Source organism: Kitasatospora sp. NPDC057936 (assembly GCF_042887525.1).
Lineage (GTDB): Bacteria > Actinomycetota > Actinomycetes > Streptomycetales > Streptomycetaceae > Kitasatospora.
In genome coordinates, this window is record NZ_JBHVPD010000041.1 from 43731 (window position 1) to 69828 (window position 26098).

A 26098-nucleotide genomic window follows, 5' to 3' on the forward strand; every position below is an offset into this window, starting at 1 on the left:
GGTCGGATGAGACCCCGGGGCGCAGGAGCCGCCGGATCGGACGGGCCGCCGGATCGGACGGGACGGGATCAGTTCCCCGGCCCGGCCCCCGTGCCGCCGTTGTTCGTCCCGCCCGTCGGCTGGGTGGTGGGCGTCGTCGTCGGGCCGGTCGTCGGCTGCGTGGTCGGCGTCGGCCGGGTGGTGGGCCTGGTCGTCGGCGGCGACGTGGGGTTCGTGGTCGGCTGCGTCGTGGGCGGCGCGGTCGGCACGGTGTTCCCGCCGGAGTTCGAGCCGTCGGAGCCGTTCGCTCCGCCGTTCTGGGACCCGTTCGACCCGCCGTTCTGCGAGCCGTTCGAGCCGCTGCTCGGCTGGCTGCTCGCGCCGCCGTTCGGGTTGCCGGTGGCGCTGCCCGTCGACGGGGTGCCGGACGGCGTGGCGGGGGAGGTCGGCGCGTCGGTCGCGCCGGAGTCGCCGCCGTCCGACGGGTCCGGGAAGTCGCCCACGGGCTGGCCCTTGAGCGCGGCCTTCATGTAGCTGGTCCAGATCTGCGCCGGGTACTGGCCGCCGGCCGCGCCGTCGATGCCGCCGACGCCGCTCAGGCTCACCTGCGCCCCGGTGCCCGGGTCCTGGCCGAACAGCGCGACCGAGGTGACGAGCTCGGGGGTGTAGCCGACGAACCACACCGACTTCTGGTCGTCCGTGGTGCCGGTCTTGCCGGCGGCCGGCCGGCCCAGCGCCTTCGCCCGGAAGCCGGTGCCGCCCGGGTCGCTCACGACGCCCCGGAGCATCGAGGTGACCTGGTTCGCGGTGTCCGCGCTGATCGCCTGGGTGGTCTTGTGCGCGGGCAGCTGGACGGCCTCGCCCTCGCGGTCCACCGACTGCACGAGCCACGGCGTGATCTGCTTGCCGCCGTTGTCGAGCGTGGCGTACACGCCGGCCATGTCGAGCACGCTCGGGGTGGCCGCGCCCAGCGGGATGGACGGCACCGGGTCGAGGCCCGGGGTGCTGCCGGGCAGGCCCAGCGCGACCGCGGTGTCCTTGACCTTCTGCAGCCCGGTGTCCTGGGCGAGCTGGGCGAACACCGAGTTCACCGACTTGTCGATGGCCTGCTGGAGCGAGATCTGGCCGTAGCTGACGTCGCCCTCGTTCGGCGGCGCGTACGGGGTGCCCTTGCCGCCGCGGACCTTGCGGCCGCTGGTGCCGTCGTAGACGGTGCGCGGGGTGACGGTCCGGCCGTCCTGGGTCTTGGCGTTGTTCTCGAACGCGGCCGCGAGGGCGATCGCCTTGAAGGTCGAGCCGGCCTGGTAGTCGCGCCGGGTCGCGTTGTCGACGTAGTGCTTGATGTAGTCGACGCCGCCGTACAGGGCGACGACCGCGCCGGTCTTCGGGTCCACCGAGGCGGCGCCGGCCTGGGCGGCCGCGTCCTTCTTGCGCTTGTCCGGGTTCAGGGTGTCGTGCAGCTGCGCCTGGACGGCGTCCTGCAGGGCCTGCTGGCGGGTCGGGTCGATGCTCAGCTTGATCGTGTAGCCGCCCTTGGCCAGCTCGTTGTCGCTGATGATCCCGCTGGAGGTGAGGTACTGGGTGGCCGCGTCGACCAGGTAGCCGGACTGGCCGGACAGGCCGGGGTTGGGCTGCGGGTCCTTGACGTCCGGGAACGGGGTCTTGGCCCGCTCGTCGGCGGACAGCCAGCCCTCCTTGACCATGCCGTCCATGACGTAGTTCCAGCGGTTGACCGCGTTCTGCTTGCCCAGCGGGGTCGTGTTGGCCACGTCGTAGGCGCTGGGCGCGTTGAGCAGGGTGGCCAGGTAGGCGCCCTGGGCGGCGTTGAGCGCGGAGGCGTCGATGCCGAAGTACGCCTGCGCGGCGGCCTGGATGCCGTAGGCGCCGCGGCCGTAGTAGGAGGTGTTCAGGTAGCCGGAGAGGATCTCGTCCTTGCTCTCGGTGGCGTCCACCTTGATGGCGATGAAGAGCTCCTTCACCTTGCGGGTGACGGACTGCTTCTGGTTCAGGTACGTGTTCTTCACGTACTGCTGGGTGATCGTGGAGCCGCCCTGGGTGCCCTCGCCCTTGGCGGTGTTGATCGCGGCGCGGGCCAGGCCCTGCACGTTGATCGCGCCCTCGTGGTAGAAGTTGCGGTCCTCGGCGGCCAGCGCGGCGTGCTGGGCGGCGGGGGAGACCTTGTCCAGGCCGACGTTCTGCCGGTTGCGCTCGCCGGTGCGGGTGATCACCGAGCCGTCCGCGTAGAGCCAGGTGTTGCTCTGGGCGGTGGCCGCGGCGTGCGCGTCCGGGACCTTCACGAGCGCGATGCCGAGCGCGAAGAGGCCGACACCGAGGAGGATCGAGGCGGCGAGGCCGAGCAGCGTCATCCGCCAGGTCGGTATCAGCCGGCGCCAGCCGGTGCGCTTGGGGCGGCGCTTCTTGCCGCCCTGGGGATCTCTGGACAAGGCGCGGCCTTTCCTGCGGGCGGACCGGGCCAGCCTGCACAGACGGGGACAACGGTGGTCGGGGGACCTTTGTCCCGATTCCGGTTTACCGCCCAGGACGAACGGGATGGGTCGATCGGCTCCTCCGGAGCGGCAATCGAGACCGACATCACATCCAAAACGCACGCAAAACGGACGCCATGGGCAAAAAAGTTGGGGAGCCCCTCGCTGATGCGAGGGACTCCCCACTGTCTGTGCGCCGCCAGGGACTCGAACCCCGGACCCGCTGATTAAGAGTCAGCTGCTCTAACCAACTGAGCTAGCGGCGCCTGCTGACCTGGAAAACAATACACGGTTCCGAGGGGTGCCTCGAACCGCGTCCGGCCGCACCGGGCCGGCGATGCCCGTTTCCTCCCGGTTGGGGTGGAGTTTTGGCGCGGTTAGGGTGGAAACGTGCCCAGCCCCACCGGACGTCCGCGCGCCCGCGGAGCCGTCGCCGTCCTGCTGCTGATCAGCGCGGTGGCGTACACCGCCTGGGTGCTGGAGGTCGTCCTGAGCACCGGGCTCGACCCGGTCCAGGCGTACATCAGCGAACTCGCCGCCGCGGACCAGCCACTGGGCGGGCTCTTCCGGGCCACCGACCTGGTCGCCGGTCTGGCCGTCCTCGCGGCGGCCGGCACCGCGCTCGTCGGCACCGCGCAGGTCGGCACCGCCCGCCGAACCGGCACCGAGCCCGTCGGTGCCGCTCACCGAACCGGCACCGCCCGCCGAACCGGCGCCCCGAAGCCCCGCCACCGCTGGGCACTGGCGGGCTGGTCGGCCCTGGCCCTGTTCGGTGCGGCGACCGCCGCCGACTCCCGGCTGCCGCTCAGCTGCACCCCCACGAGCGACGAGGAGTGCGCCGCCCGCGAGACGGCCGGGCTCGTGCCCGCCACCCACACCGCGCACGCCGTCACCAGCAGCCTCGCCATGATCGGCGCGCTCGCCGGGCTCGTCGTGCTCACCGTGGCCGCGCGCCGCTACGGATGGTGGCCCCCGGTGCGCCGGTACGGGCCCTGGCTGCTCGGCGCCGAACTGCTCGCGACCACCTGGAGCCTCGCCGCGATCGGCGCCTTCCAGGCCGGACGCGGCACCTGGGCGCTCGGGGCCGGCCAGCGGCTCCAGGTGCTGCTGGTCGCGCTCTGGCTGGGCGTCCTCGCGTGGAGCCTGTTCCGTGAGGAGGCCGACGACCGGCGGGTGCGCGACCGGGCCGCACCCACCCGGGACCGGGCGGGCCGGGAGCCGGTATGACGGCGGCCGGCCCCGCGCCCGTCCGGGCGGCGTTCCTGCGCATCGACGGCGTGCCGCTGCACGTCCGCACCGAGGGCGAGGGCCCGGTCTGCGTGCTCACCGGCGGTCTCGGCAGCAGCTGGTTCGACTGGGACCTCGTCGTCCCGTTCCTCGCCCCCTACCGCACCGTCGTCCGCTTCGACCGGCCCGGCTACGGTCTGAGCGCCCCCGAGCCCGCCACCGGCCGGCCCGCCCCGACGGCGGCCGGCGAGGCCGGGCGCATCCGGGCCGTGCTGGACGCCCTCGGGCTGCGCGAGCCGTGCACGCTCGCCGGGCACTCGCTGGCCGGCTTCCACGTCGAGGCCTTCGCCCGGCTGCACCCCGAGCGGGCGGCCGGGCTGGTCCTCGTCGACGGCAGTGTCGAACCGGCGCCCCGGCCGCTGCCCGCCCCCGGGCTGCGCGACCTCGCCGTGCGGGGCGCCGCCGGCGCCGCCACTGCCCTCGCCGTGCCGTACCTGTTCGGCCCGGCCGCCCGGCGGCTGACCGCCCGGCTCACCACCGTCCGCCGCGAGGACCTGGCCCCGCCGGACCTCGTCCGGCACTGCTACCGCACCGGCCGCGCGCTGCGCGCGCTGCTCCGGGAGAACGCCCGCTACCTCGACGTCGCCGCCGAGCTCGACGGCCTGCGCCGCACCCGGGCCCTGCCCGAGGGCCTGCCGGTCACCGTGCTCGCCGCCGACGACGGACTGCGCTCCCGGCGGACGGAGGCCTGGCTCGCCGAGCAGCGGGAGCTCGCCGCCCTGCTCGGCGCGGACTTCCGCACCACGGCCCCGGCCGGGCACCTGGTGATGTTCGACCGTCCGGACGCGGTGGCCTCGGCGATCCTCGACACGTACTGACTCGCTGACGGCCCGCGGACGGCCCGCGGACGGCCGGCGGCAGGAGCCGCAAACGCCGGAAGGCCCCTCGCTCTCGCGAAGGGCCTTCCGGCTGTCTGTGCGCCGCCAGGGACTCGAACCCCGGACCCGCTGATTAAGAGTCAGCTGCTCTAACCAACTGAGCTAGCGGCGCTTGCTGACCCGGAAGACATTACACGGGACCGGGGCGATCCGCCGAATCGTATTCGGCCGATCACGTTACGTGAGATTCTCGTGCGGGCCTTCAGGTGGCGTCCGGGAAGTGGCAGGCCGCCTGGTGCCCGTCCCCCGCGAGCGCGGGCTTCTCCTCCTCGCAGCGGGTCCGTGCCCCGGGCTCCGTGAGGCGGGCGTAGACCGGGCAGCGGGTGCGGAAGGGGCAGCCGGCGTGTCGCTGGGTGGGGGAGGGCGGATCGCCCGCGAGGAGGATCCGGTCCCGGGCGCGTTCGGCGGCCGGGTCGGGCAGCGGGACGGCGGAGAGCAGCGCGCGGGTGTACGGGTGGCGGGGGCGGTCGAAGACGGCGGCGACGTCGCCCTGCTCGACCGTCCGTCCGAGGTACATCACGCTGACCCGGTCGGCGAGGTGCCGGATGACCGAGAGGTCGTGCGAGACGAACAGGTAGGACAGGCCCAGGTCGGCCTTGAGCGACTGCAGCAGGTTGAGGATCCCGGCCTGGATGGAGACGTCGAGCGCGGAGACCGGCTCGTCCAGGACGAGCAGCCTGGGGCGGACGGCCAGGGCGCGCGCGATGGAGATCCGCTGGCGCTGCCCGCCGGAGAACTGGTGCGGGTAGCGGCCGGCGTGCTCCGGCTCGAGGCCGACCTGGCGCAGCAGTTCGGGCACCCGCCCGGCGATCTCGTCGCGCGCGGCGCGCTGGGCGCGCAGGGGCTCGGCGATGATGTCGCCGACCGGCATCCGGGGGTCGAGGCTGGCCATCGGGTCCTGGAAGACGATCTGCAGCTGCGACCGGAGCCGGTGGGCCTCGGCGCGGGTGAGCCGGGACGTGTCCTGTCCGAGGAGCTCGATGCGGCCGGTCTCGGGGGCGGCGAGGTCGAGCAGCTCGAAGAGCGTCGTGGACTTGCCGGAGCCGGATTCGCCGACCAGGCCGAGGGTCTCGCCCTCGCGGAGGTCGAGGTCGACGCCGTCCACGGCGTAGACCTCGCCGACGCGGCGCTTGAACACCGTGCCCTTGAGGAGCGGAAACGTTTTTCCGAGCCCGCTGACCGCCAGTACCTGCGGCCGGGTGTCGCGTGCCCCGGTCACGGCGGGGGCGGGCACCTCCGGCACGGGGTACACGTCGGCCGGCGCGGGCCGCTGCTCGGCCAGCTCCGCCGAGCGCACGCACGCCGCCAGGTGGCCGTCCCCGCCGAGCAGTTCCGGCTCGGCCGTCGAGCAGCGCGGTTCGGCGAGCGGGCAGCGCGCGGCGAACGGGCAGCCGGGCGGCAGGTCGGCCAGTGGCGCCGGGCTGCCGGGGATCGGGACGAGCGGCCCGCCGCGGCCGTCGAGCCGGGGCACCGCGCCGATCAGGCCGAGCGTGTACGGGTGGCGCGGGGCCGCGAACAGCTCGTCCACACCGGCCGTTTCGACCACCCGGCCCGCGTACATCACCGCGACCCGGTCGGCCGTCCCGGCGATCACCCCGAGGTCGTGGCTGACCAGCACCAGCGCGGCGCCGGTCTCCCGCTGGGCGGTGCGCAGGACGTCGAGCACCTGGGCCTGGATGGTGACGTCCAGGGCGGTGGTGGGCTCGTCGGCGAGCAGGATGTCGGGGTCGTTGGCGACGGCCATGGCGATCATCGCGCGCTGGCGCATGCCGCCGGAGAACTCGTGCGGGAAGCTGTCGAGCGCGCGGTCGGGGGCCGGGATGCCGACGAGGTCGAGGAGTTCGGCGGCGCGGCGGCGGGCGGCGGCCTTGTCGGTCTTCTGGTGGACGCGGATCGCCTCGGCGATCTGGTCGCCGATCCGGTAGACCGGGGTGAAGGCGGAGAGCGGGTCCTGGAAGACCATCGCGACCCGCCGGCCGCGGATCGAGGCGAGCTCCCGGCCGGGCAGCCCGACCAGCTCCCGCCCGTCCAACCGCACCGAGCCCCGGACCCGGGCGGTGCCGGGCAGCAGCCCGAGGACGGACAGCGCGGTGACGGACTTCCCGGAGCCGGACTCGCCGACGATGCCGAGGGTTTCGCCGCGCCGCAGGGTGAGGTCCACCCCGCGCACGGCCGGGACCGGGCCCTGCGGGCCGGCGAAGTCGACGCGCAGGTCGCGGACGGCGAGCAGGGGGGTTTCGAGGGCGGTGCCGGGGGTGCTGGTCACGGCGGTGGTCACGGCTTCTTCCTACGGGCGCGGCGGCGGGGCGCGCCCGCGGCGGTGGGGTCGAGGGCGTCGCGCAGCCCGTCGCCGATGAGGTTGACGGCGAGGACGAACAGCACCAGCAGCGCGGCGGGGAAGTAGAACAGCCAGGGGAACACCGGCGCTTCGCTGGTGCCGGCCGCGAGCAGGGTGCCGAGCGAGACGTCCGGCGGTTTGACGCCGAAGCCGAAGTAGGAGAGCGCGGTCTCGCTCATGACGGCGCCGCCGACGGCGATGGTGGCGTCGATGATGAGGAAGGACGCGACGTTCGGCAGGACGTGCCGCAGGATGATCCGCAGCGGCCGGACGCCCATGAAGCGTGCGGCGCGGACGAATTCGCGCTCGCGCAGGGAGAGCGTCATGGACCGGACCACCCGGGCGGTGATCATCCAGTTGAACAGGGCGAGCAGCAGGACGAAGGCGATCCAGCCGGTGCTCTTCAGCCGGGGCGAGACGATCGTGATGATCAGGAAGCTGGGGAAGACCAGCAGCAGGTCCACGACGAACATCAGGCAGCGGTCGGCCCAGCCGCCGAAGTAGCCGGCGCACGCGCCGACCAGCGAGGCGAGCACGGTGGAGAAGAGCGCCACCAGCAGACCGATGACCAGCGACTTCTGCAGGCCGCGGACGGACTGGGCGAAGACGTCCTGCCCGATCCCGTTGGTGCCGAACCAGTGCTGGGCGGAGGGCGGTTGGTGCAGGGCGCCGAAGTCGGGTGCGGCGTAGTCCCACTGCGTCAGGTACGGCCCGCCGAAGGCGAGTGCGAACAGCAGCAGGACGAGGACGGCCCCGGCGAGCGCTCCGCGGGCGGCGAGCAGCCGGGTGAGGACGAGCCGGGCGCGGCCGGTGCCGCGGGGCGCGGGGGCCGGGGCGGCGGGTCCGGCCGGTTCTGCGGCGACGGTGGTCATCTGGGTCACCTCCGGTCAGGACCGCACGCGCGGGTCGAGGGCGGCGTGCAGGGTGTCGGCGAGGAAGCCGGAGGCGAGGACGACGAGGGCGGTGAACAGGTTGACCGCGACGACGGAGTTGACGTCCTGTTCGTTGATCGCCTGGATCAGCCACTCGCCCATGCCGTGCCAGCCGAAGATCGTCTCGGTGAACACCGCGCCGGTGAAGATGCCGAGGAAGCTGTAGGCGAACATCGTCGACATCGGGATCACGGCGGTGCGCAGCCCGTGCTTGAGCAGGGCCCGGCCGCGGGTGAGGCCCTTGGCCTCGGCGGTGCGCAGGTAGTCCGAGCCGAGCACGTCGAGCATGATGCCGCGCTGGTAGCGGCTGTAGGTGGCGAGGCCGTACAGCGCGAGCGACATGGTCGGCAGCAGGAGGTGGAGCGCCCAGTCGGAGAGGTGGGCGCCGAGGCCGCCGGCGAGCCCGGGGGTCTCGTAGCCGGTGAACGGGACGACCTCGTGGCCGGCCGCGTCCTTGGCGGCGATGGCGCCGTTTTTGAGGAAGAGGGCGACCAGGAAGACCGGGGTGGAGAGGAGGACGAAGGAGAGCAGGGTCAGCAGCCGGTCGGATATCCGGTACTGCCGCACGGCGCTCCAGGCGCCGACCGCGACGCCGAGCACCATGCCGAGCAGGCTGCCGATCAGCAGCAGCCGCAGCGAGACCCAGATCCGCCGGCCGAAGTCGTCCGTCACCGGGGTGTCGTGGATGGTCCGGCCGAGGTCGCCGTGGACCAGGCCGTCGGCCCAGTGGCCGAAGCGCACGACCACCGGGGTGCGGTCGTTCAGGTTGAGGGCGGTGAGCTGGTGCTCGACCGATTCGGCGGACGGACGGGGGACCTTGGCCTCGAAGTAGGTGCGCGGCTGGAGGGCGGCCGCGGATATCGCGTAGGCCAGGAACACGGCGGCGACGAGCAGGACGGCGTAGTAGCTCAGCCGCTTCGCGAGGTAGCGGAGCATCAGCGGCCGCCCTGGGTGGGGGTGGGGCCGACGCGTCTGGTGGGCATCGGGTGGTGGCCTTCGGTCGGTGGCCCGGGTGCGGGCCGTGTCACGGGCTGTCGGGAAGCAGCAGGTCAGAGTGTTCCAGCGGCGTACGGCCGCCGTGTTGCACGCGTGTTGCCGCGTGTGACTTTTGGATCAGACGTGAACTCCTGCCTCTGGTCGTGGAACTGAACGGCTGTTACGTTCTGCTGGCTCGGTGCCGACTTGGCTGCCCACACTCAAGCCCCGCCACACCTCGCGCGGCACATCTCCTGTCCCGTATTCCCGACGAACCCTCCAGGGGGACCCCCATGGACGCTGCCACCACGGCCCGCCGCTTCGGCCGGGCCACCGCCCTCGCGATAGCCGTCGCCCTGGCGGTGACCGCGTGCACCTCGGGCGGTGGGGGCTCCGCCGACAACGTGGCCAAGAGCGAGCCGCCGAGCCAGGGCTCCAACGACATCAACCCCAAGTCGCCGGACCAGCTGAAGGACGGCGGGGAGGTGCGCTTCCCGCTGTACCAGTGGATCACCCAGTGGAACCCGTTCCAGGTGGACGGCCGCTACGGCGACGCCGTCGACATCATGCGGGCCCTGGAACCGTCCCTCTTCTCCACGGACGCGGAGGGCACCTTCCACGCGAACCCGGACTACCTGGTGGACGCCAAGGTCACCTCGGCCTCGCCGCAGGTGATCACCTACAAGCTCAACCCGAAGGCCAAGTGGTCGGACGGCAAGGCACTGAGCTACCTGGACTTCAAGGCCGACTGGGAGGCCAGCAACGGCAAGAAGGACGGCTACAACATCGCCGACTCCTCCGGCTACGAGCTGATCTCCGGCGTCGAGCAGGGCGCCGACCCGTCCGAGGTCAAGGTCACCTTCTCGACGCCGTACGCGGACTGGCAGAACCTCTTCCGGCCACTGATCCCGGCCGCCGGGATCGCCACCGCCGACGACTTCAACAAGGCCTGGATCGAGAAGATCCCGATCACCGCCGGCGCGCTGAAGCTCGGCGTCGCCGACAAGACGGCCCAGACGATCAGCCTCGTCCCGGACCCGGCGTGGTGGGGCGCCAAGCCCAAGCTGGACAAGGTCACCTTCCGGGTGATGTCCCAGGCGGCGACCACCCAGTCGTTCCTCAACAACGAGATCGACTTCGCGACGGCCGGCACCGCGACCGCCTACGGCCAGCTCAAGGACAACAAGGACACGGTGATCCGCACCTCCAGCCCGTGGGACGAGGTGCACATCTCCTTCGGCGGGGGCGGCGCGCTGACCGACCAGAAGGTGCGTCAGGCGCTCGGCAAGGCGCTCGACCGCGACTCGCTGATCAAGATCGCCAACAATGGCGTGCCGGTGCAGTTCAAGCCGCTCGGCAACCACATCTTCATGCCCAACCAGGCCGGCTACCAGGACAACTCGGGCGAGTGGGCGAAGTTCGACCTGCCCGCCGCGAAGAAGCTGCTGGACGACGCCGGCTGGAAGGAGGCGGGCAGCGGTCAGCCGCGTACCAAGGACGGCCAGTCGCTCGAACTGCACTTCGTGTTCAACGACTCCAGCCCGCAGGCCCAGATCGACCTGTACACCGCGGCCGCGGCGATGTGGCTGCAGGCCGGGGTGAAGGTCGACCTGGACAAGGTGGCGAAGAACGACTTCTTCACCAAGTACATCAACGTGGGCAAGTTCGACCTCGCCAGCTGGCGCAACACCGACTCGTTCCCGCTCTCCCAGAGCCTGACCAACTTCCGCCTGCCGGAGGGGGACAACGTCTTCGGCAACTACTCGAAGCTCGGCACCCCCGAGATCGACGAGCTGCTGAAGAAGGCGGCCGGGACGGTCGACCCGGTGGAGGCCGCGAAGTACTACAACCAGGCGGACGCCAAGATCTGGGAGCTCGGCCACACCGTCGAGCTGTACCAGCGGCCCGAGGTGGTCGCGGCGCGCAAGGGCCTGGCCAACTACGGCGCGTTCGGCCTGGCCTCGACCGACTACACCAAGATCGGCTGGGAGAAGTAGCCGCTGCCCCCGACGCGGCGGTCGCCGCGGGCACGGCGGCGGGACAGGCGCTGGCGAGCAGCGCGGTGATCACGAGGCCGGTGGTGCGGACACGGGTGGGACGGCCTTGCCGCCCCCGTTGTCCTGCCACCGGCCTTGACCTTCCGCGTTGCCCGCAGGCCGCCCGTGTCGTGGGGCCCCGCAGGGCCCGCGCTCGCTTTCCAACCGGGGACGAATGTAGCGGGCGGTCCGGCGGCTCGGGCGGTACGGCGCGGGCGCGCCCGGAAACCCGTCGTGCTGTCACCCGGTTCGCGCACCGGAGCGTCAACTGGGGCTGACGGCAAGGGGAAAGGAACGAAGGAAAAGGGACAGGAGGGGCGGGTCCGGCGTCCGCCGGTCCGCGCCGGTGCGTGCGCCGGGCCCGCCCCGCTGCCAGGATGCGCGGGACAGCCCAGCCGTCCGTCCCCGTCCCGGAGCAGCGCGATGACCAGCGATTCCGCCGCAGTGCCCCACCCGCACCCCGCCGACCCGCCCCCGGTGCGCCGGATGGTCCCGCGCGACCGGAACGAGCGGCACCGGGTCGCCACGCCGCTGGAGCTGTTCTTCGACCTCTGCTTCGTCGTCGCGGTCGGCCAGGCCGGGCGCGAGCTCGCCCACTCCCTCGCCGCCGGGCACTACGGCGAGGGCCTGCGGGGCTTCGTGCTCGCGTTCTTCGCGATCTGGTGGGCCTGGATGAACTTCACCTGGTTCGCCTCCGCGTACGACTGCGACGACGTGCCGTACCGGGTCACCACGCTGGTGCAGATCGCCGGGGTGCTGATCCTCGCGGCCGGCGTGCCGAGGCTCTTCGAGGCGCAGGACATGGTCCTCTCGGTGACCGGCTACGTGGTGATGCGCCTGGCGATGGTCACCCAGTGGCTGCGCGCCGCCGCCAGCGAGGAGGGCCCGGCGCGCGGGGTGGCCCTGCGGTACGCGCTGGGGATCACGCTGTGCCAGGTCGGGTGGGTGGTGGTGCTGCTCCTGCCGCACGGCGCCCGGCCGTTCGTCATCCCGATCGGGGTGCTGGCCGAGCTGGCCGTGCCGGTCTGGGCCGAGCTGCGGATGCAGACCACCTGGCACCCGCACCACATCGCCGAGCGGTACGGGCTGTTCACCCTGATCGTGCTCGGCGAGACGGTCGCGGCGGCGACGGTCGCGGTGCAGTCGGGGGTGGACGAGCACGAGGGGCTGGGGCGGCTGGTGCCGGTGGCGATCGGCGGGCTGCTGATCTGCTTCTCGGCCTGGTGGATCTACTTCGCCCGCCCGGTGCACGAGCACCTGCGCTCCAACCGGCAGGCGTTCGCGTGGGGCTACGGCCACTACGTGGTGTTCGCGGCCGCGGCGGCGATCGGCACCGGGCTGGAGGTCGCGGTGGAGTCGGCCGTGCACAAGGCGGAGATCTCCGCGACGGCGGCCACCGGGACGGTCACCGTGCCGACCGCCGTCTACCTGTTCACCGTCTGGCTGCTGCACTCGCGGCACACCAAGACCGGTGCCGCGCAGGCGCTGGCGCCCACCGGCGCGGTGCTGGTGCTGGCCTGCACGGCGCTCGGCGGTTCCGGGGTCCTGGCGGCCGGCCTGGTGTGCGCGGCGATGGTGGCCGTCGGGGTCGCGATGCACGCCAGGGAGGCGTGAGCGGCCTCCGGGCGCAGCCCGAGCAGCATCGGCTCGTGCCGGGCGAGCCAGGCCAGGTAGGCCGGGTTGACCTTGGCGAGGTCCAGGTAGGCGGCCCGCAGTTCGCCGTACAGCGCCTCCAGGGCGGTCGGGGCGAGCGCGCGCGGCCGCCAGGTGAGCAGCAGGCGGACGGCGAGCGGATCGCCGTGGACCGGGCGCACGACCGTCCCGGGGCCGGGCAGGGACGTCGGCTGGCAGGGGCGGACGGCCTCGCCGGAGGCGACCAGGTCGGCGGCGGTGGTGTTGTCCCGGACCTGCACCACCCGGGGGTTGAGGCCGGCCTCGCTGAACACCCGGCGCATCGCCGCGTACTCGTGGTCGGCGGTCGGGTCCACCATCCAGGTGTCCTCGGCGAGGTCGGCGAGGTGGACGACCGGGCGGGCGGCGGCCGGGTGGCCGGCGGCGAGCGCGACGAACTGCGGCTCGCGGGCCATCAGGACCCGGTGCTCGGCGTCCGGGGGCACGCGCAGCGGGAAGCCCTCGCTCTCGTACACGAAGGCGACGTCGAGCTGGTCGGCGGCGACCATCCGCAGCAGGGCGCTGGCGGAGATGTCCACGTGGATGGTGGTGTCGGTGTCCGGCAGCCGCTCGTGGACGCGGCGCAGCCAGGCCGCCACCGCCCGGCTGCCGACGCTGCCGATCCGCAGCCGCCGCCGGCTGCCGGGGCCGGCCGACTCCCGGGCCTCCTGGCGCGCGGCGGCGACCAGCGCCGCCATCTCGGTGATCACCGGCCGGGCCCGGGACAGCACGGAGTGGCCGAGCGCGGTGGGCCGGCTGCCGGTCTGCTCGCGGGTGAACAGGGTGCCGCCGATGGCCCGTTCGATCCGGTGCAGCTGGGTGGTGAGGGAGGGCTGGGTCATGCCGAGCCGGAGCGCCGCCTTGCGGAGGCTGCCGGTGTCGGCTATCGCGCACAGCACCCGGAGGTGTCTCACGTCGAGCTCCACGTCGGGAGCATAGACGCCGACGACCCTTGTCGCCAAGGACATGACACGAATCAACACGGCGGAGGCCCACCGGTATTGACCGGCGTTATCGCCGGTTGACATCATCCGCGACGGCCGTGCCCGGGGGGAATCTGGGGCAGCGATTCCAGCCCCCGGCCGGCAGGCCCGGGGCACCCCCACATTCCGCCCGCCGCCGCCGGCCCCCAACCGGCACCGGTGGCCGGGCGTTTCGCGATCCGGAGCCCCCACATGTCTCGATCCGTCATGTCCCGATCCGTGCTGTCCGCCGCCCTCGGCGTCGCGCTCGCCGCGGGTCTCGCCGCCCTGCCCGGGACGGCCGTCGCCGCACCCGCCGCACCGGCCGCGAGCGTCGCGGGCTACACGCCCGCGGCCGGCTCGGCGTACGCCGGTTCGGCCGCCGAAGCCGCCGACAACCAGGCGTTCTTCCAGGCCGTCATGGCCTCCGCCAAGGCCAAGCAGGCCGCCAACCCGTGGCTGCTGACCGTCACCGTCACCTACGACACCGGCAACGCACCGTCCTTCACTAGCCAGATATCCCAGGCCGCGCAGATCTGGAACGGGTCGGTGCGCAACGTCCAGCTCCAGGAGAGCGGCGGTCAGGGCGACTTCTCCTACTACGAGGGCAACGACTCGCGCGGCTCGTACGCCAGCACCGACGGCCACGGCCACGGGTACGTCTTCCTCGACTACCAGCAGAACCAGCAGTACAACTCCCTGCGCGTCACCGCGCACGAGACCGGGCACGTGCTTGGCCTGCCCGACCACTACTCGGGGCCGTGCAGCGAGCTGATGTCCGGCGGCGGACCCGGCCCGTCCTGCACCAACCCCTACCCGGACGGCAACGAGCGCGGCCAGGTCGACGAGCTGTGGGCCAACGGCGCGGAGTAGCCGGGGCCCGATCGGGGTGCGGCGGGCCGTCCGGCCGGAATCGGGCGGCCCGCCGCTCGGTTGCTTCCCCGGGGCGGAGCCTAATCGCCCGGGCAGCGGAATGCCAGGGGTGAGAAAGAGTCAAGTCAAGCCAAAGCAGATTCAAAGGTTGGGAAAACCAAGGGTATTGGACAGGGCTATCGCGGGTTGACATCATCCGCCCCGCCGCCGCGCTGCCCGAAGCTCGGTGGACATCACCCGTTCACCAGGTGCCCCCCACGGCCGGCCCCCACCGGCCACGCACCGCAGGAATCGGAGCCCCCACATGTCTCGATCCGTCATGCCTCGATCCGTGCTGTCCGCCGCCCTCGGCCTGGCACTCGCCGCGGGTCTCGCCGCCCTGCCGGGGACGGCCGTCGCCGCGCCCGCCGCCCGGGCGGCCTCCGGCTACACCGCCTCCGCGTCCGCCGCCTCCGCGTCCGCCGGCTCGGCGTACGCCGGTTCGGCCGCCGAGGCGGCCGACAACCAGGCGTTCTTCCAGGCCGTTATGGCCTCCGCCAAGGCCAAGCAGGCCGCTAACCCGAACCTCGCGACCGTCGTCGTCACCTACGACGCCAGCAGCGCCCCGTCGTTCCGCACCCAGATATCCCAGGCCGCGCAGATCTGGAACGGCTCGGTGGGCAACGTCCAGCTGCGCGCCGGCTCGGCCGCCGACTTCCGCTACTACGAGGGCAACGATTCCCGCGGCTCGTACGCCAGCACCGATGGCCACGGGCGCGGGTACGTCTTCCTCGACTACCAGCAGAACCGGCAGTACAACTCGCTGCGGGTGACGGCCCACGAGACCGGGCACGTGCTCGGCCTGCCCGACCACTACTCGGGGCCGTGCAGCGAGCTGATGTCCGGCGGCGGGCCCGGCACGTCCTGCACCAACCCCTACCCGAACGGCACCGAGCGCAGCCGGGTCAACTCCCTCTGGGCGCGCGGCTGACCGCCCCCCCGGAACCGCCCGGCCGCCGTGGGCCGCGGCCGGGCACCCCCGGTTCTGTCGGTGGCGCGTGCGAGCATGCGGGCGAGACCCCGTCCGCCCGACCCCGCGAGGTGCCGCCCCCGTGCCGAACACCGCCCCCAACGTGCCCGACTTCCCCGACCGCCTCGCCGACCTGCGCTTCGCCGACCTGCTCCGCCCGCACACCGGGCCGCTGCGCGCCGACGAGCGCTACGACACCGTGCACTTCGACGGCGGCGAGTACACCGACCAGGCGGCCGCCGGGGCGACGTTCCTGGAGTGCGCGCTCACCGGCGTCGCCTTCAGCGGCGTCAAGCTGCGCCAGGCCCGCTTCACCGACGTGTGGGTGCAGTCCGGCCGCTGGGTGGCCTGTGACCTGAGCGACGGCGAGTGGCAGGACAGCGCCTTCGTCGGCGGCGTTTTGGCCGGGATCGCCGCGCACGGCTCGGCCGTGCGCCGGGTGGTGTTCCGCGGCTGCAAGCTGGAGGCGGTCAACCTGCGGGCGGCCGTCCTGCGGGACGTCGTCTTCGAGGACTGCCTGCTGCGCGACGTCGACTTCGCCGACGCGAAGCTCACCCAGGTGTCGTTCCCCGGTTCGACGCTGGAGGAGGTCCACCTGCGCGGGGCCGCGCTGACCAGGACGGACCTGCGCGGCGCCGCCCGCCTCGGCCTCCCGGACGGCCACCTGGGGCTGCGCGGCGCGATCATCAACTCGCACCAACTCCTGGAGCTGGCGCCGCAGTTCGCCCACGCCCTGGGCATCACCGTCCAGGACCGCTGAGGCCCGCCGGCCGGTCCCCCTCCCCTTCGCATCCTCGGAGTTTCCGTCCCCCGTTCAGCCGGTGGTCGCTCGATGACGGCCGGACGAACAGTCCACCAACCCTCCCGCCCGCATCTGGTGGGCCGGTTCGGCGCCGGTGGAGACTGCTCCGCGATCGATGAGCCCCGACTTGTGCACACAACATCGGTAGTGAAGGGACGGGCTGGGCTGATGGCCGAGCTGAGTCGTAGGAAGTTCGTGACGCTGTCCGGAGCCGCCGCCGCGGGCCTGGCCATGACCGGTGCCGGGGGCGCGGGGGCGGCCCCGACCGCCGCGGGCGCGGCGCCCGCCGCCGTGAACACCGCGGCGCTGTCGCAGACCGGCACCATCGCGGACGTGCAGCACGTGGTGATCCTCATGCAGGAGAACCGCAGCTTCGACCACTACTTCGGCATGATGAAGGGCGTGCGCGGTTTCGCCGACCGCAGCGCGATCCAGATCGCCGGCGGCTACAGCGTGTTCAACCAGCCGAACGGCACCGGCCGCCAGTACCCCTGGCAGTTCAGCCTCACCAAGCCGGCCGGCGGCGCCGACCCCGAGCGCCTCGCCCAGTGCAACGGCGACCTCGCCCACGGCTGGAGCGACCAGCACAAGGCCTGGAACAACGGCAGGATGGACTCCTGGGTCGCGGCCAAGGGCAACGTCCGCACCCTCGGCTTCCTCACCCGCCAGGACATCCCGTTCCACTACGCGCTGGCCGAGAACTGGACCATCTGCGACGCGTACCACTGCTCGGTGCTCAGCGCGACCGGCCCCAACCGCACCTACCACTGGTCCGGCCAGATCGACCCGGCCGGCACCGCGGGCGGCCCCGCCTACGACGGCGGTGACGAGAAGGGCCTGCGGTGGCAGACCTACGCCGAGGCCCTGGAGGCCGCCGGCGTGAGCTGGAAGGTCTACCAGAACGCCGCCGACAACTACGGTGACAACGCCCTCGCCTACTTCAGCCAGTTCGCGGGCGCCCCGGCCGGCAGCGCCCTGGCCGTCAAGGGCATGGCGTCCGTGCCCGCCGTCACCGGCAGCACCCCGGACGACATCGTCGCCGCGATCAAGGCCGACGTGCTGGCCGGCACCCTCCCGCAGGTCTCCTGGATCGTCCCCGACCAGGCCTCCTCCGAGCACCCGTACGCCACCCCGGCCGACGGCGCGCACTTCGTCCACAACGTGATCGACGCGCTCAACGCCGACCCGAACGTCTTCGACTCCAGCGTCCTGTTCATCAACTACGACGAGAACGACGGCTTCTTCGACCACGTCCCGCCGCCGGCCGCCCCGGCCGGCACCCCGGGCGAGTTCTACAGCGGCACCAACATCGGTCTCGGCTTCCGCGTCCCGATGATCGCGGTCTCGCCCTGGACCCGCGGCGGCTGGGTCAACTCCGAGACCTTCGACCACACCTCGGTGCTGCGCTTCCTGGAGACCTGGACGGCCGCCATCGGCGCGCCCGCCACCTGCCCGAACATCAGCGACTGGCGCCGGCGCGTGTGCGGTGACCTGACCAGCGCGTTCGACTTCGCCAACCCGGTCTACGGCCTCCCGGCGCTGCCCGACACCTCGCAGACCATCGGCCTCGCCGCCTGCGGCCCGCTGTCCAACCCGGCGCCGGTCAACAACCAGCTGCCCGTCCAGGAGTCCGGCACCCGCCCGGCCCGCGCGCTGCCCTACCAGCCCAACGCCAACCTGGACCACCTGGAGTTCGGCTCCGGCGGGGTCATGAAGGTCTGGATCAGGATGGCCAACGGGGGCACCGCCACCAAGTCGGCCCACTTCTCGGCCTACGTCAACGCCTACCGCAGCGGCGGCCCGTGGCAGTACACCGTCGACCCGGGCGCCGGCACCAGCGACTTCTTCAACTGCGGCACCGGCTTCGGCAACGGCCCGTACGACCTCACGGTGGTCGGCCCCAACCGCTTCCTGCGCCGCTTCAAGGGCGACGCCACCAAGGCGGGCAAGAACGCGGCCGTCACCGCCTCGTACGCGGTCGAGCCGGGCACCGGCAAGCTGGCCCTCTACTTCGCGCTGGCCAACACCGGCAGCACGGCCCTCACCTTCACCATCGCGTCGAACAACTACCGCACGGACGGCCCCTGGACGTACCGGGTGCCGGCCGGCGGCAGCACCAGCGACTTCTTCAACGCGGTGGCCTACAACAACGGCTGGTACGACTTCACCGTCACGGTGGACGCCGACAGCAGCTGGTCGCAGCGGTTCACCGGCCACCTGGAGACCGGCGCCCCCAGCGTCAGCGGCTGACCGCCCCGCCCGAGGGGCCCCGGGGGAACCACGGATCGTGGACCTCCCGGGGCCCCTCCGGCGTCAGCAGGGTGAGCGTGAGCGGCGCCGCCGCGTACTCGGCCAGCAGCACCGAGCCGTGCCGGGTCTCCAGCTCGGCCTGCACGGGCACGCGCAGCTTGCTCAGCGCGCGCCGCAGCTGCAGCGCGTCCCGCCGGCTGACCGGCTGCGGGGCGCGCAGCACCAGCCGCAGCGGGCTGAGCGGCCCGGTCACCGGCACGCCGGTGCCCAGCTCGTAGCCGACGGCGCCGATCGGGCCCCAGGCCAGCCGGTGGTCCGCCGCCAGCTCGCCGACCGCCGGCAGCAGGGCGAGCCCCGGGACCTGCGCGACCCGGCCCGGCGCCAGCAGGGCCCGCCGGGCCGGGAGCTGCTCGGGACGGAAGGTGCGGGCCACCACCGCCCAGGGCGCGAGCGCGTGCAGCAGCTGGCCGCGGTGCGGGCCGCGCACCGTCACCGGGATCCAGTGCTCGGGCGCCGTGACGTCCCCGGTGCAGCGCACCGGGTGCGGGGTGTCCACCGGGGAGCCGACCACGGCGGGCGCCCTGGCGACCGTCACCCACGGGTGCGCGCGGAGCACCGCCCGTGCCCAGTCCGGGAGTTCGCCGCCGCCGAGCGGGCGCAGCGAGCCGGGGCACTGCATGAGCAGCAGGTCGTGCGGGCCGGGCAGCCGCCCGTCCAGCGCGGCGAGCGGCCCGACCAGGCGGCGCGGGCCGCCGTGCTGTTCGTCGATGGCGTTCCTCACACCCCCACCGTCCGCCCGGCCGGGACCGGCCCGCTACGGCCCTTCGATGCGTTCGACCGGGACCAAAGACTCAACGCACGCCGCGTCGAGGCCCGACGTGCGCCCGTCCGGTCGTGGTGTGAGAGTGGGGGACAGCCCGGTATCCGTCCGGAGGAGGAGTCATGGGCATCTTGGACAGGATCTTCCACAGGGGGCACGAGGCCGCCGGGCCGGACGCCACCGAACGGGCCGCGCTCGCCCACGACGAGGCGGCCGACGCGTACAGCGACGACATCGAGCGGACGCGCGACATGCACGAGTCGCAGCGGCAGCAGGTCCAGGACCAGGCCGAGGCCGACCGGCGGGCCGCCGAGAACATGACGGCCGAGGGCGACCCCTGGGACTGATCCCGCCGTTCGCGCCCGCCGTTCGCGCGGAACGGCCCTAGCCCCTCGGCGGCAGCGGCGGGCGCCGCAGGTCCGGCCTGGGGGTGTCGTCCGGCGGGGGCGCGGCGGCGGGGGCGTCCTCCAGCAGCTCCAGCGCCAGCTGGACGGCCGTGTGCAGTTCCGGGTGCCGCCCGCCGGCCCAGTCGCGCGGGCCCCGCAGCGCGTGCACGTCGGGTTCGACGCCGTGGTTCTCCACGGACCAGCCGAGTCCGCCGGTGAACCAGGACGCGTTCTTCGGCACCGAGATCTGGGTGCCGTCGCCGAGGGTGTGCCGCCCGGTCATCCCGACCACCCCGCCCCAGGTGCGGGTGCCCACCACCGGTCCGAGGCCGAGCAGTTCGATCGCCGCGATGATCACGTCGCCGTCCGAACTGGTGGCCTCGTCGGCCAGGGCGACCACCGGCCCGCGCGGGGCGTTGCGCGGCCAGCGGACGGGCTGGCGGTCGCGGGTGAAGTCCCAGGCGAGGACGCGCCGGGTGAGCTTCTCCAGGACGAGTTCGGAGACGTTGCCGCCGGCGTTGCCGCGGACGTCGAGCACGAGGGCGGGCTTGTCGAGCTCGCGGCGCAGGTCGCGGTTGAACTGCGCCCAGCCGGAGCCGCCGAGGTCGGGGATGTGCAGGTAGCCGCACCGCCCGTCGCTGAACTCCCGTACCAGGGCGCGGCGTTTGACCACCCAGTCCTGGTAGCGCAGCGGCCGTTCGTCGGTCAGCGGGGTCACCGTGATCCGCCGCACGGGGGAGCCGGGGTCGCTGCGCAGGCCGATCTCGACGGTGGTGCCGCCGGTGCCGGCGAGCAGCGGGAGCGGGCCGCGCACCGGGTCGACCGGGCGCCCGCCGATCTCCAGCAGTTCGTCGCCGTCGCGCACGCCCTGGGCGGCGAGCGGGGCGCGGGCGCGCGGGTCGGAGGACTCGCCGGGCAGCACCCGGTCGACCAGCCAGCGGCCGTCGGGGGAGCGGTGGGCGTTGGCGCCGAGCAGGCCGAGCGGCTGCTGGGCGAGCGAGGGGCCCTCGCCGCGGCGGGACGGGGTGACGTAGGCGTGCGAGGTGCCGAGTTCGCCGAGGAGTTCGCGCAGCAGGTCGGCGAAGTCGTCCGGCCCGGCGATCCGGTCGAGCAGCGGCTCGTACTGGGCGACCAGGGCGGGCCAGTCGAGGCCGGACATCCGGTCGTCCCAGAACTGGTCCCGGACGATCCGGGCGGCCTCGTGGTAGGCCTGGCGCCACTCGGCGGCGGGGTGCACGGTGTGGTTGATCCGGCGCAGGTCCACCGGGGTGCCGGCGGAGGGGGCGCCGACCGGGACGATCCGCAGGGTCCCGGCCGAGTAGACCGCGATCGAGCCGCCGTCGCCGGACACCGCGTACCCGTCGAGCTTGTCGACCAGGGTGGAGCGGGTGCCGCGGGCGAGGTCGAAGTGCTCCAGCGAGGGGCGGCCGGAGGTGTCGTCCGGGCTGGTGAAGGTCTGTCCGAGGGTGCCGGAGATCGGCCAGCGCAGCCAGACCAGGCCGCCGCGGACGGCGTCGGTGGCCGAGTACTTGGAGGCGATCACCGGGAACTGCAGCAGCCGCTCGCCGATGCCCTGCGGGTCGACCCGGACGGTGCCGTCGCCCCCGCCGTCCCCGCGCGGGCCGCCGTCCTCGGCCGGTGCGGCGAACGGGGACGGGGTGTCGGCGGTGAGCGGGACGAGGTAGGGGCGGCAGCCGAGCGGGAAGGAGAGGTCGCCGGTGTGGACGTCGTGGACGGGGTCGAAGCCGCGCCAGGACAGGAAGGCCAGGTAGCGGCCGTCCCGGGTGAACACCGGCTGCTCGTCCTCGAACCTCCCGTCGGTGACGTCGGTGATCGGGGCGGGCGCGTCGGCGCGGGTGAGCCGGATGCGGCGCAGCGAGCGCCCGGTGGCGGGCTGGGACCAGGCGATCCAGTGCGAGTCGGGGGAGAACCGGGCGCTGGAGACGGGCCCGTGGGCGGAGGCGGCGACCTCGCGGACCCCGCCGTCGGCGGCGGTGACGAGCAGCAGCCGCCCGTCCGAGGTGGCGGCGGCCAGCCGGGTGCCGTCGGGGGAGGCGGTGAGCTCCAGGACGCGGCCGAGCCGTCCGGCGGCGAGCACCCGGTGGCGGTGCCGCTCCCCGCTGGTGTGTTCGAGGGGGCCGTCGTGTCCGGGCAGCGGCATCACCTCGACGGCGTCCGCGCCCTCGGCGTCGGTGATCCAGGCGGCCTCGCCGGTGTGCCCGAGCATGACCGGCAGCCGGGTGCGCACCCCCGGGGTGTCGGCGAGCGCGCGGGCCGGGCCGTCCTTGTGGGTGAGCCAGTACTGGCTGCCGCGCACCGTGATCACCCCGGTCCGGCCGGTCTGGTCGCAGGCGAGGTCCTTGACCTGGCTCGCGGCACCGACCTGGTAGGGGCGGCGCCCGGCCCGCGCGCCGCCGAGCGGGACGTGCAGCCGGTGCGGCGCGGGGGCGTCCAGGCCGTCCAGCAGCCAGAGGTCGCCCGCGTGCTGGTAGACGATCCGGGTGCCGTCGGTGGCGGCCTCGCGGGCGTAGTAGGAGGCGTGGTCGGTGTGGCGGCGCAGGTCTGAGCCGTCGGGCCGGCAGGAGTAGACGTTGCCGATGCCCTCGTGGTCGGAGAGGAAGGCGATCCGGTCGTCGGGGGGCTCGCCGACGGTCATCGGTGAGGCGAGGTGGCCGCGGTGGCCGGGGAGCACCTGCTCGCCGTCCACCCAGAGCCGGCCGGTGGCGCCGCCGCGGTAGCGCTTCCACGCGGCGGGCTCGTGCGGGGCGGCGCCGGTGAGCAGGACGGTGCGGTCACGGCTCATCTGGGCGTCGCCGACCGGACCCCAGGGCATCTGGCGGCCGGGGGAGCCGTCCGGGGGCAGCGCGTGCGCCCAGGTGTAGTGGCCGAAGGGCTCGTGGAAGGAGGTGACGGCGAGCACCTCGCCGTCCGGCAGCCAGCCGCGCACCCGGGTGTCCTGGCTGCCCCAGTGGCTGAGCCGCTGCGCCTCGCCGCCGGCGGTGGGGGCGGTCCACACCTCGGGGGTGAGGCCGAGCCAGCTGGTCCAGGCGAGGGTGGCGCCGTCGGGGGAGAAGCGGGGGTGGCTGACCCGGGTGCGGTCGCAGGTGACCCGCCAGGCCCGGTCGGTGGTGGCGCCGCCGGTGAGCCGGGCGATCCAGACGTCGTCCTCCGCGGTGAAGGCGAGCAGGTCCCCGTGCAGGTGGGGGTAGCGGAGGTAGCCGGGCGAGGTCACCCCTCCATCCTTCGACGGGGTGTCACGCCCGGCAACCGGGGCGGGCCGCGGGGGCGGGCCCCGACCGGTCTGGACCATTGACACCTCCCCGCCGCATCCACTTCAGTGGTCTAGTCCAACTTGGGTGCCAGGCCGGGCCGTTCCCCCCACTGGCGCGTGCTCCGGCGTGCCCTCGGACGTCCCCCACGACCACGCCCCCGCAGGAGCCCCCGCATGAGCAGAACTCCCCCGACCTCCCGTCGGCGCCCGTCCCGCGCCGCGCTCGCCGCCGGCACCGCCTCCGCCGTCGCCGCGGCCACCCTGGCCGGCCTCACCCTGGGCCTCGCCCCCGCCGCCTCGGCCGGCGAGTTCCTGGTCAACGGCGGCTTCGAGTCCGGCTCGCTCGGCCCCTGGAGCTGCTCCGCCGGCACCGGCAGCGTCGTCGACAGCCCGGTGCACAGCGGGAGCCACGCCCTGGCCGGGGCCGCCGGCGCGAGCGACACCGCCCAGTGCGCGCAGACCGTCGCCGTCGCCCCCGGCACCACCTACACGCTGAGCGCGTGGGTCAACGGCTCGTACGTGTACCTCGGCGTCGACGGCGGCGGCCCGAGCACCTGGACCCCGGGCACCGGCGGCGCCTACCAGAAGCTCAGCGTCAGCTTCACCACGGGCGCCACGCAGACCAGTGCCACCGTGTACACCCACGGCTGGTACGGCCAGGGCACCTACTACGCGGACGACGTCTCGCTCGACGGGCCGGGCGCGCCGAGCCCGAGCCCGACCCCGACGTCGACTCCTACGCCCACCGCGTCGCCCACGCCCACTGCGACCCCGACCGGAACCCCGACGGGCACGCCCACCGGCACCCCGACCGGTACGCCCACCGGCACCCCCCAGCCCGGCGGCCACGCCCTGGTCGGCTACCTGCACGCGAGCTTCGCCAACGGTGCCGGCTACACCCGGATGGCCGACGTCCCGAAGTCCTGGGACTTCATCGACCTCTCCTTCGGCGAGCCCACCTCGCCCACCTCCGGCGACATCCGCTTCAACCGCTGCTCCACCACCGACTGCCCGACCGCCGAGTCCGACGCCGACTTCAAGGCCGCGATCGCCGCGAAGCGCTCCCAGGGCAAGAAGGTGCTGATCTCGATCGGCGGCCAGAACGGCCAGGTCCAACTCACCACCACGGCCGCCCGGGACGCCTTCGTCAGCTCGGTCTCGGCGATCATCGACAGGTGGGGCCTGGACGGCCTGGACATCGACTTCGAGGGCCACTCGCTCTCCCTCGACGCCGGCGACACCGACTTCAGGAACCCGACCAGCCCGGTCATCGTCAACCTGATCTCGGCGCTGAAGACCCTCAAGGCCACGTACGGGCCGGGCTTCGTGCTGACCATGGCGCCGGAGACGTTCTTCGTCCAACTCGGCTACCAGTACTACGGTTCCGGCCCGTGGGGCGGCCAGGACCCGCGTGCCGGCGCCTACCTGCCGGTCATCCACGCGCTGCGCGACGACCTCACCCTGCTGCACGTCCAGGACTACAACTCCGGCTCCGTCATGGGCCTGGACAACCAGTACCACTCGATGGGCGGCGCCGACTTCCACGTCGCGATGACCGACCTGCTGCTCAAGGGCTTCCCGGTGGCGGGCAACACCAACAACGTGTTCCCGCCGCTGCCCGCCTCGAAGGTCGCCATCGGCATGCCGGCCACCACCAACGCGGGCAACGGCTACGTCGCCCCGGGCGAGGTGGACAAGGCCCTGGACTGCCTGACCAAGCTCACCGACTGCGGGACGTACGTGCCGCGTTCGGGTGCCCAGCCGAACCTGCGCGGGCTGATGACCTGGTCGATCAACTGGGACCGGTTCGGGGGAGGGGAGTTCTCGAAGAACTTCGACGCCTACTACGGCCGCTGACCCGCGGCCTCGCAGTCCCGAAGTCCCGCAGTCCCGTGCTTGAACCTCACACCGGTGTGAGGTTCGAGCATGGTCCGCATGACGACCGCACAGAACACGCAGACCGCGAAGCCCGTATCCCGTACGGCACTTCCGTACCCCGCCCTGCTCGCGCTCGCCACCGCGGTGTTCGTCACCGCGCTGACCGAGACCCTGCCCGCCGGTGTCCTGCCCGGGATGAGCGGGTCCCTCGGCGTCGGCGAGTCGGCGACCGGCCAGACCGTCACCGTCTACGCGCTCGGCACCGCCGCCACCGCGATCCCGCTCACCGCGGCCACCTCCGGCTGGAGCCGCAAGCGGCTGCTGCTCACCGCGATGGCCGGCTTCGCCGCCGCCAACACGGTGACCGCGCTCTCCTCGGACTACCCGCTGACGATGGCGGCCCGCTTCGTCGCGGGCGTGGCGGCCGGTCTCGCCTGGGCGCTGCTGGCGGGCTACGCGCGCCGGCTGGTGCCCGCCGAGCTGCAGGGCCGGGCGATCGCGATCGCGATGGCCGGCATCCCGGTGGCGCTCTCCCTGGGGGTCCCGGCCGGCACCTTCGCCGGTCAGGCGCTCTCGTGGCGGGTGCCGTTCCTGGCGATGACGGCGCTGGCGCTCGGCGTGATCGGCTGGACCGCCGCCGTCCTGCCGGACCAGCCCGGCAGGACGGCGGGGGAGCGGGCACCGCTGCGGCGGGCGCTCACGGTGCCGGGGGTCGTGCCGGTGCTCGCCGTGACCCTGCTCTTCGTGCTCGCGCACACCATCCTGTTCACCTACATCGCGCCCTTCCTCGCCCGGGCCGGGCTCGGCGGCTCGACCGACTCGGTGCTGCTGGTCTTCGGCCTGGCCTCGCTGGTGAGCATCTGGTTCGTCGGTGCGCACATCCACCGCAGGCTGCGTGCGCTGACGATCGGCGGCGCGCTGCTGGTCGCGGTGACGGCGGGCGTCCTCGCGGTCGGGTCCGGCAGCGCGCCGCTGGTCTACTTCGCGGCGCTCCTCTGGGGCCTCGGCTGGGGCGGGGTGCCGACCCTGCTGCAGACCGCCGTCGGCGACGCCGGCGGGGAGCAGGCCGACGCGGCCCAGGCGATGCTGGTCACCCTGTGGAACGCCGCGATGGCGGGCGGCGGGGTGGTCGGCGGCCTCGTGCTCGGCCGCCTCGGCACCGGCGCACTGCCGTGGACGGTGCTCGCCCTGGTGCTCCCCGCCCTCGCGGCGGTCCTCGCCGCCCGCACCCACGGCTTCCCGGCCCGCCGCGGCTGACCGAACGC

17 protein-coding genes, 2 tRNA genes and 1 pseudogene are annotated in these 26098 nt (G+C 73.5%); 11 read left to right on the top strand and 9 right to left on the bottom strand.

Going from position 1 to position 26098, the window contains the following annotated elements; all coding sequences use genetic code 11:
• Positions 1-68: 68 nt before the first annotated feature.
• Together ACFVU9_RS21940 and ACFVU9_RS21945 are read right to left on the bottom strand one after the other, a co-directional pair.
• Complete coding sequence (locus ACFVU9_RS21940) at positions 69-2423, bottom strand: transglycosylase domain-containing protein (RefSeq protein ID WP_387595597.1); 2355 nt, start codon at positions 2421-2423, stop codon at positions 69-71.
• 234 nt (positions 2424-2657) lie between these two features.
• Positions 2658-2731: transfer RNA gene (locus ACFVU9_RS21945), tRNA-Lys, on the bottom strand.
• 124 nt (positions 2732-2855) lie between these two features.
• On the opposite strand from ACFVU9_RS21945, the gene ACFVU9_RS21950 reads away from it, so the two are divergent.
• Both ACFVU9_RS21950 and ACFVU9_RS21955 read left to right on the top strand, forming a co-directional pair.
• Entirely contained in the window at positions 2856-3692 is an 837-nt protein-coding gene (locus ACFVU9_RS21950; protein WP_387595600.1) for a DUF998 domain-containing protein, read from the top strand.
• Positions 3689-4570 carry an alpha/beta fold hydrolase gene (locus ACFVU9_RS21955; RefSeq protein ID WP_380511163.1) on the top strand — a complete coding sequence of 294 codons (882 nt, stop codon included), beginning with the start codon at positions 3689-3691 and terminating at the stop codon, positions 4568-4570. The genes ACFVU9_RS21950 and ACFVU9_RS21955 overlap by 4 nt, the downstream gene beginning before the upstream one ends.
• Before the next feature lie 98 nt (positions 4571-4668).
• Here the strand turns inward: ACFVU9_RS21955 and ACFVU9_RS21960 are convergent.
• The 4 genes from ACFVU9_RS21960 to ACFVU9_RS21975 form a co-directional block, all read right to left on the bottom strand.
• A tRNA-Lys gene (locus ACFVU9_RS21960) sits at positions 4669-4742 on the bottom strand.
• A gap of 90 nt (positions 4743-4832) precedes the next feature.
• Positions 4833-6908, bottom strand: coding sequence for a dipeptide ABC transporter ATP-binding protein (locus tag ACFVU9_RS21965; protein WP_387595603.1), 2076 nt, complete (start codon positions 6906-6908; stop codon positions 4833-4835).
• Positions 6905-7840 carry an ABC transporter permease gene (locus ACFVU9_RS21970; RefSeq protein WP_380435207.1) on the bottom strand — a complete coding sequence of 312 codons (936 nt, stop codon included), beginning with the start codon at positions 7838-7840 and terminating at the stop codon, positions 6905-6907. Before ACFVU9_RS21970 ends, ACFVU9_RS21965 begins: the two co-directional genes overlap by 4 nt.
• Before the next feature lie 15 nt (positions 7841-7855).
• Positions 7856-8836: an ABC transporter permease gene (locus ACFVU9_RS21975; RefSeq protein WP_380435208.1), complete on the bottom strand. Its 981-nt coding sequence runs from the start codon at positions 8834-8836 to the stop codon at positions 7856-7858.
• 332 nt (positions 8837-9168) lie between these two features.
• Between ACFVU9_RS21975 and ACFVU9_RS21980 the strand changes: the two genes are divergently transcribed.
• Positions 9169-10872 carry an ABC transporter family substrate-binding protein gene (locus ACFVU9_RS21980; RefSeq protein ID WP_380508791.1) on the top strand — a complete coding sequence of 568 codons (1704 nt, stop codon included), beginning with the start codon at positions 9169-9171 and terminating at the stop codon, positions 10870-10872.
• A 462-nt stretch (positions 10873-11334) separates the two neighbouring features.
• Complete coding sequence (locus ACFVU9_RS21985; RefSeq protein ID WP_380491386.1) at positions 11335-12525, top strand: low temperature requirement protein A; 1191 nt, start codon at positions 11335-11337, stop codon at positions 12523-12525.
• Between the two features lie 104 nt (positions 12526-12629).
• Here ACFVU9_RS21985 and ACFVU9_RS21990 read toward each other — a convergent pair.
• A pseudogene (locus ACFVU9_RS21990) lies at positions 12630-13613 on the bottom strand (LysR family transcriptional regulator); the annotation flags it as partial.
• Between the two features lie 159 nt (positions 13614-13772).
• Between ACFVU9_RS21990 and snpA (ACFVU9_RS21995) the strand changes: the two are divergent.
• The 4 genes from snpA (ACFVU9_RS21995) (at position 13773) to ACFVU9_RS22010 (ending at position 18478) form a co-directional block, all read left to right on the top strand.
• Entirely contained in the window at positions 13773-14417 is a 645-nt protein-coding gene (gene snpA, locus ACFVU9_RS21995) for a snapalysin (RefSeq protein WP_380435211.1), read from the top strand.
• Between the two features lie 319 nt (positions 14418-14736).
• On the top strand, positions 14737-15387 hold the full coding sequence (gene snpA, locus ACFVU9_RS22000; RefSeq protein WP_387595610.1) for a snapalysin: 651 nt from the start codon (positions 14737-14739) through the stop codon (positions 15385-15387).
• Between the two features lie 121 nt (positions 15388-15508).
• Positions 15509-16186, top strand: coding sequence for a pentapeptide repeat-containing protein (locus ACFVU9_RS22005; protein WP_380435213.1), 678 nt, complete (start codon positions 15509-15511; stop codon positions 16184-16186).
• A 210-nt stretch (positions 16187-16396) separates the two neighbouring features.
• Positions 16397-18478, top strand: a complete 2082-nt coding sequence (locus ACFVU9_RS22010) for a phosphocholine-specific phospholipase C (RefSeq protein WP_380435214.1) — start codon at positions 16397-16399, stop codon at positions 18476-18478.
• Here ACFVU9_RS22010 and ACFVU9_RS22015 read toward each other — a convergent pair.
• The gene (locus tag ACFVU9_RS22015; protein WP_387595614.1) at positions 18468-19259 is read right to left on the bottom strand and encodes a phosphoribosyl-dephospho-CoA transferase MdcG domain-containing protein; all 792 of its coding nucleotides are present in this window, start codon (positions 19257-19259) and stop codon (positions 18468-18470) included. The genes ACFVU9_RS22010 and ACFVU9_RS22015 overlap by 11 nt on opposite strands.
• A gap of 161 nt (positions 19260-19420) precedes the next feature.
• Between ACFVU9_RS22015 and ACFVU9_RS22020 the strand changes: the two genes are divergently transcribed.
• Positions 19421-19645, top strand: a complete 225-nt coding sequence (locus tag ACFVU9_RS22020) for a hypothetical protein (RefSeq protein ID WP_387595616.1) — start codon at positions 19421-19423, stop codon at positions 19643-19645.
• 37 nt (positions 19646-19682) lie between these two features.
• On the opposite strand, the gene ACFVU9_RS22025 is transcribed toward ACFVU9_RS22020, so the two are convergent.
• Entirely contained in the window at positions 19683-22994 is a 3312-nt protein-coding gene (locus ACFVU9_RS22025; protein WP_387595619.1) for a S41 family peptidase, read from the bottom strand.
• A 135-nt stretch (positions 22995-23129) separates the two neighbouring features.
• Between ACFVU9_RS22025 and ACFVU9_RS22030 the strand changes: the two genes are divergently transcribed.
• A complete protein-coding gene (locus tag ACFVU9_RS22030; protein ID WP_387595622.1) occupies positions 23130-24812 on the top strand; it encodes a chitinase in 1683 nt (560 codons plus the stop codon).
• 78 nt (positions 24813-24890) lie between these two features.
• Complete coding sequence (locus ACFVU9_RS22035; RefSeq protein WP_387595625.1) at positions 24891-26090, top strand: MFS transporter; 1200 nt, start codon at positions 24891-24893, stop codon at positions 26088-26090.
• The last annotated feature ends 8 nt before the right edge of the window (positions 26091-26098 follow it).

Excerpts from the sequence above, each read along its gene's own strand:
- ACFVU9_RS22025 (WP_387595619.1), bottom strand. The coding sequence starts at position 22,994 with ATGGTCCAGACCGGTCGGGGCCCGCCCCCGCGGCCCGCCCCGGTTGCC.
- snpA (WP_387595610.1), top strand. The coding sequence starts at position 14,737 with ATGCCTCGATCCGTGCTGTCCGCCGCCCTCGGCCTGGCACTCGCCGCG.
- ACFVU9_RS22035 (WP_387595625.1), top strand. The coding sequence starts at position 24,891 with ATGACGACCGCACAGAACACGCAGACCGCGAAGCCCGTATCCCGTACG.
- ACFVU9_RS21970 (WP_380435207.1), bottom strand. The coding sequence starts at position 7,840 with ATGACCACCGTCGCCGCAGAACCGGCCGGACCCGCCGCCCCGGCCCCC.
- ACFVU9_RS21985 (WP_380491386.1), top strand. The coding sequence starts at position 11,335 with ATGACCAGCGATTCCGCCGCAGTGCCCCACCCGCACCCCGCCGACCCG.
- ACFVU9_RS22020 (WP_387595616.1), top strand. The coding sequence starts at position 19,421 with ATGGGCATCTTGGACAGGATCTTCCACAGGGGGCACGAGGCCGCCGGG.
- snpA (WP_380435211.1), top strand. The coding sequence starts at position 13,773 with ATGTCCCGATCCGTGCTGTCCGCCGCCCTCGGCGTCGCGCTCGCCGCG.
- ACFVU9_RS22010 (WP_380435214.1), top strand. The coding sequence starts at position 16,397 with ATGGCCGAGCTGAGTCGTAGGAAGTTCGTGACGCTGTCCGGAGCCGCC.
- ACFVU9_RS21980 (WP_380508791.1), top strand. The coding sequence starts at position 9,169 with ATGGACGCTGCCACCACGGCCCGCCGCTTCGGCCGGGCCACCGCCCTC.
- ACFVU9_RS22030 (WP_387595622.1), top strand. The coding sequence starts at position 23,130 with ATGAGCAGAACTCCCCCGACCTCCCGTCGGCGCCCGTCCCGCGCCGCG.
- ACFVU9_RS21975 (WP_380435208.1), bottom strand. The coding sequence starts at position 8,836 with ATGCTCCGCTACCTCGCGAAGCGGCTGAGCTACTACGCCGTCCTGCTC.
- ACFVU9_RS21955 (WP_380511163.1), top strand. The coding sequence starts at position 3,689 with ATGACGGCGGCCGGCCCCGCGCCCGTCCGGGCGGCGTTCCTGCGCATC.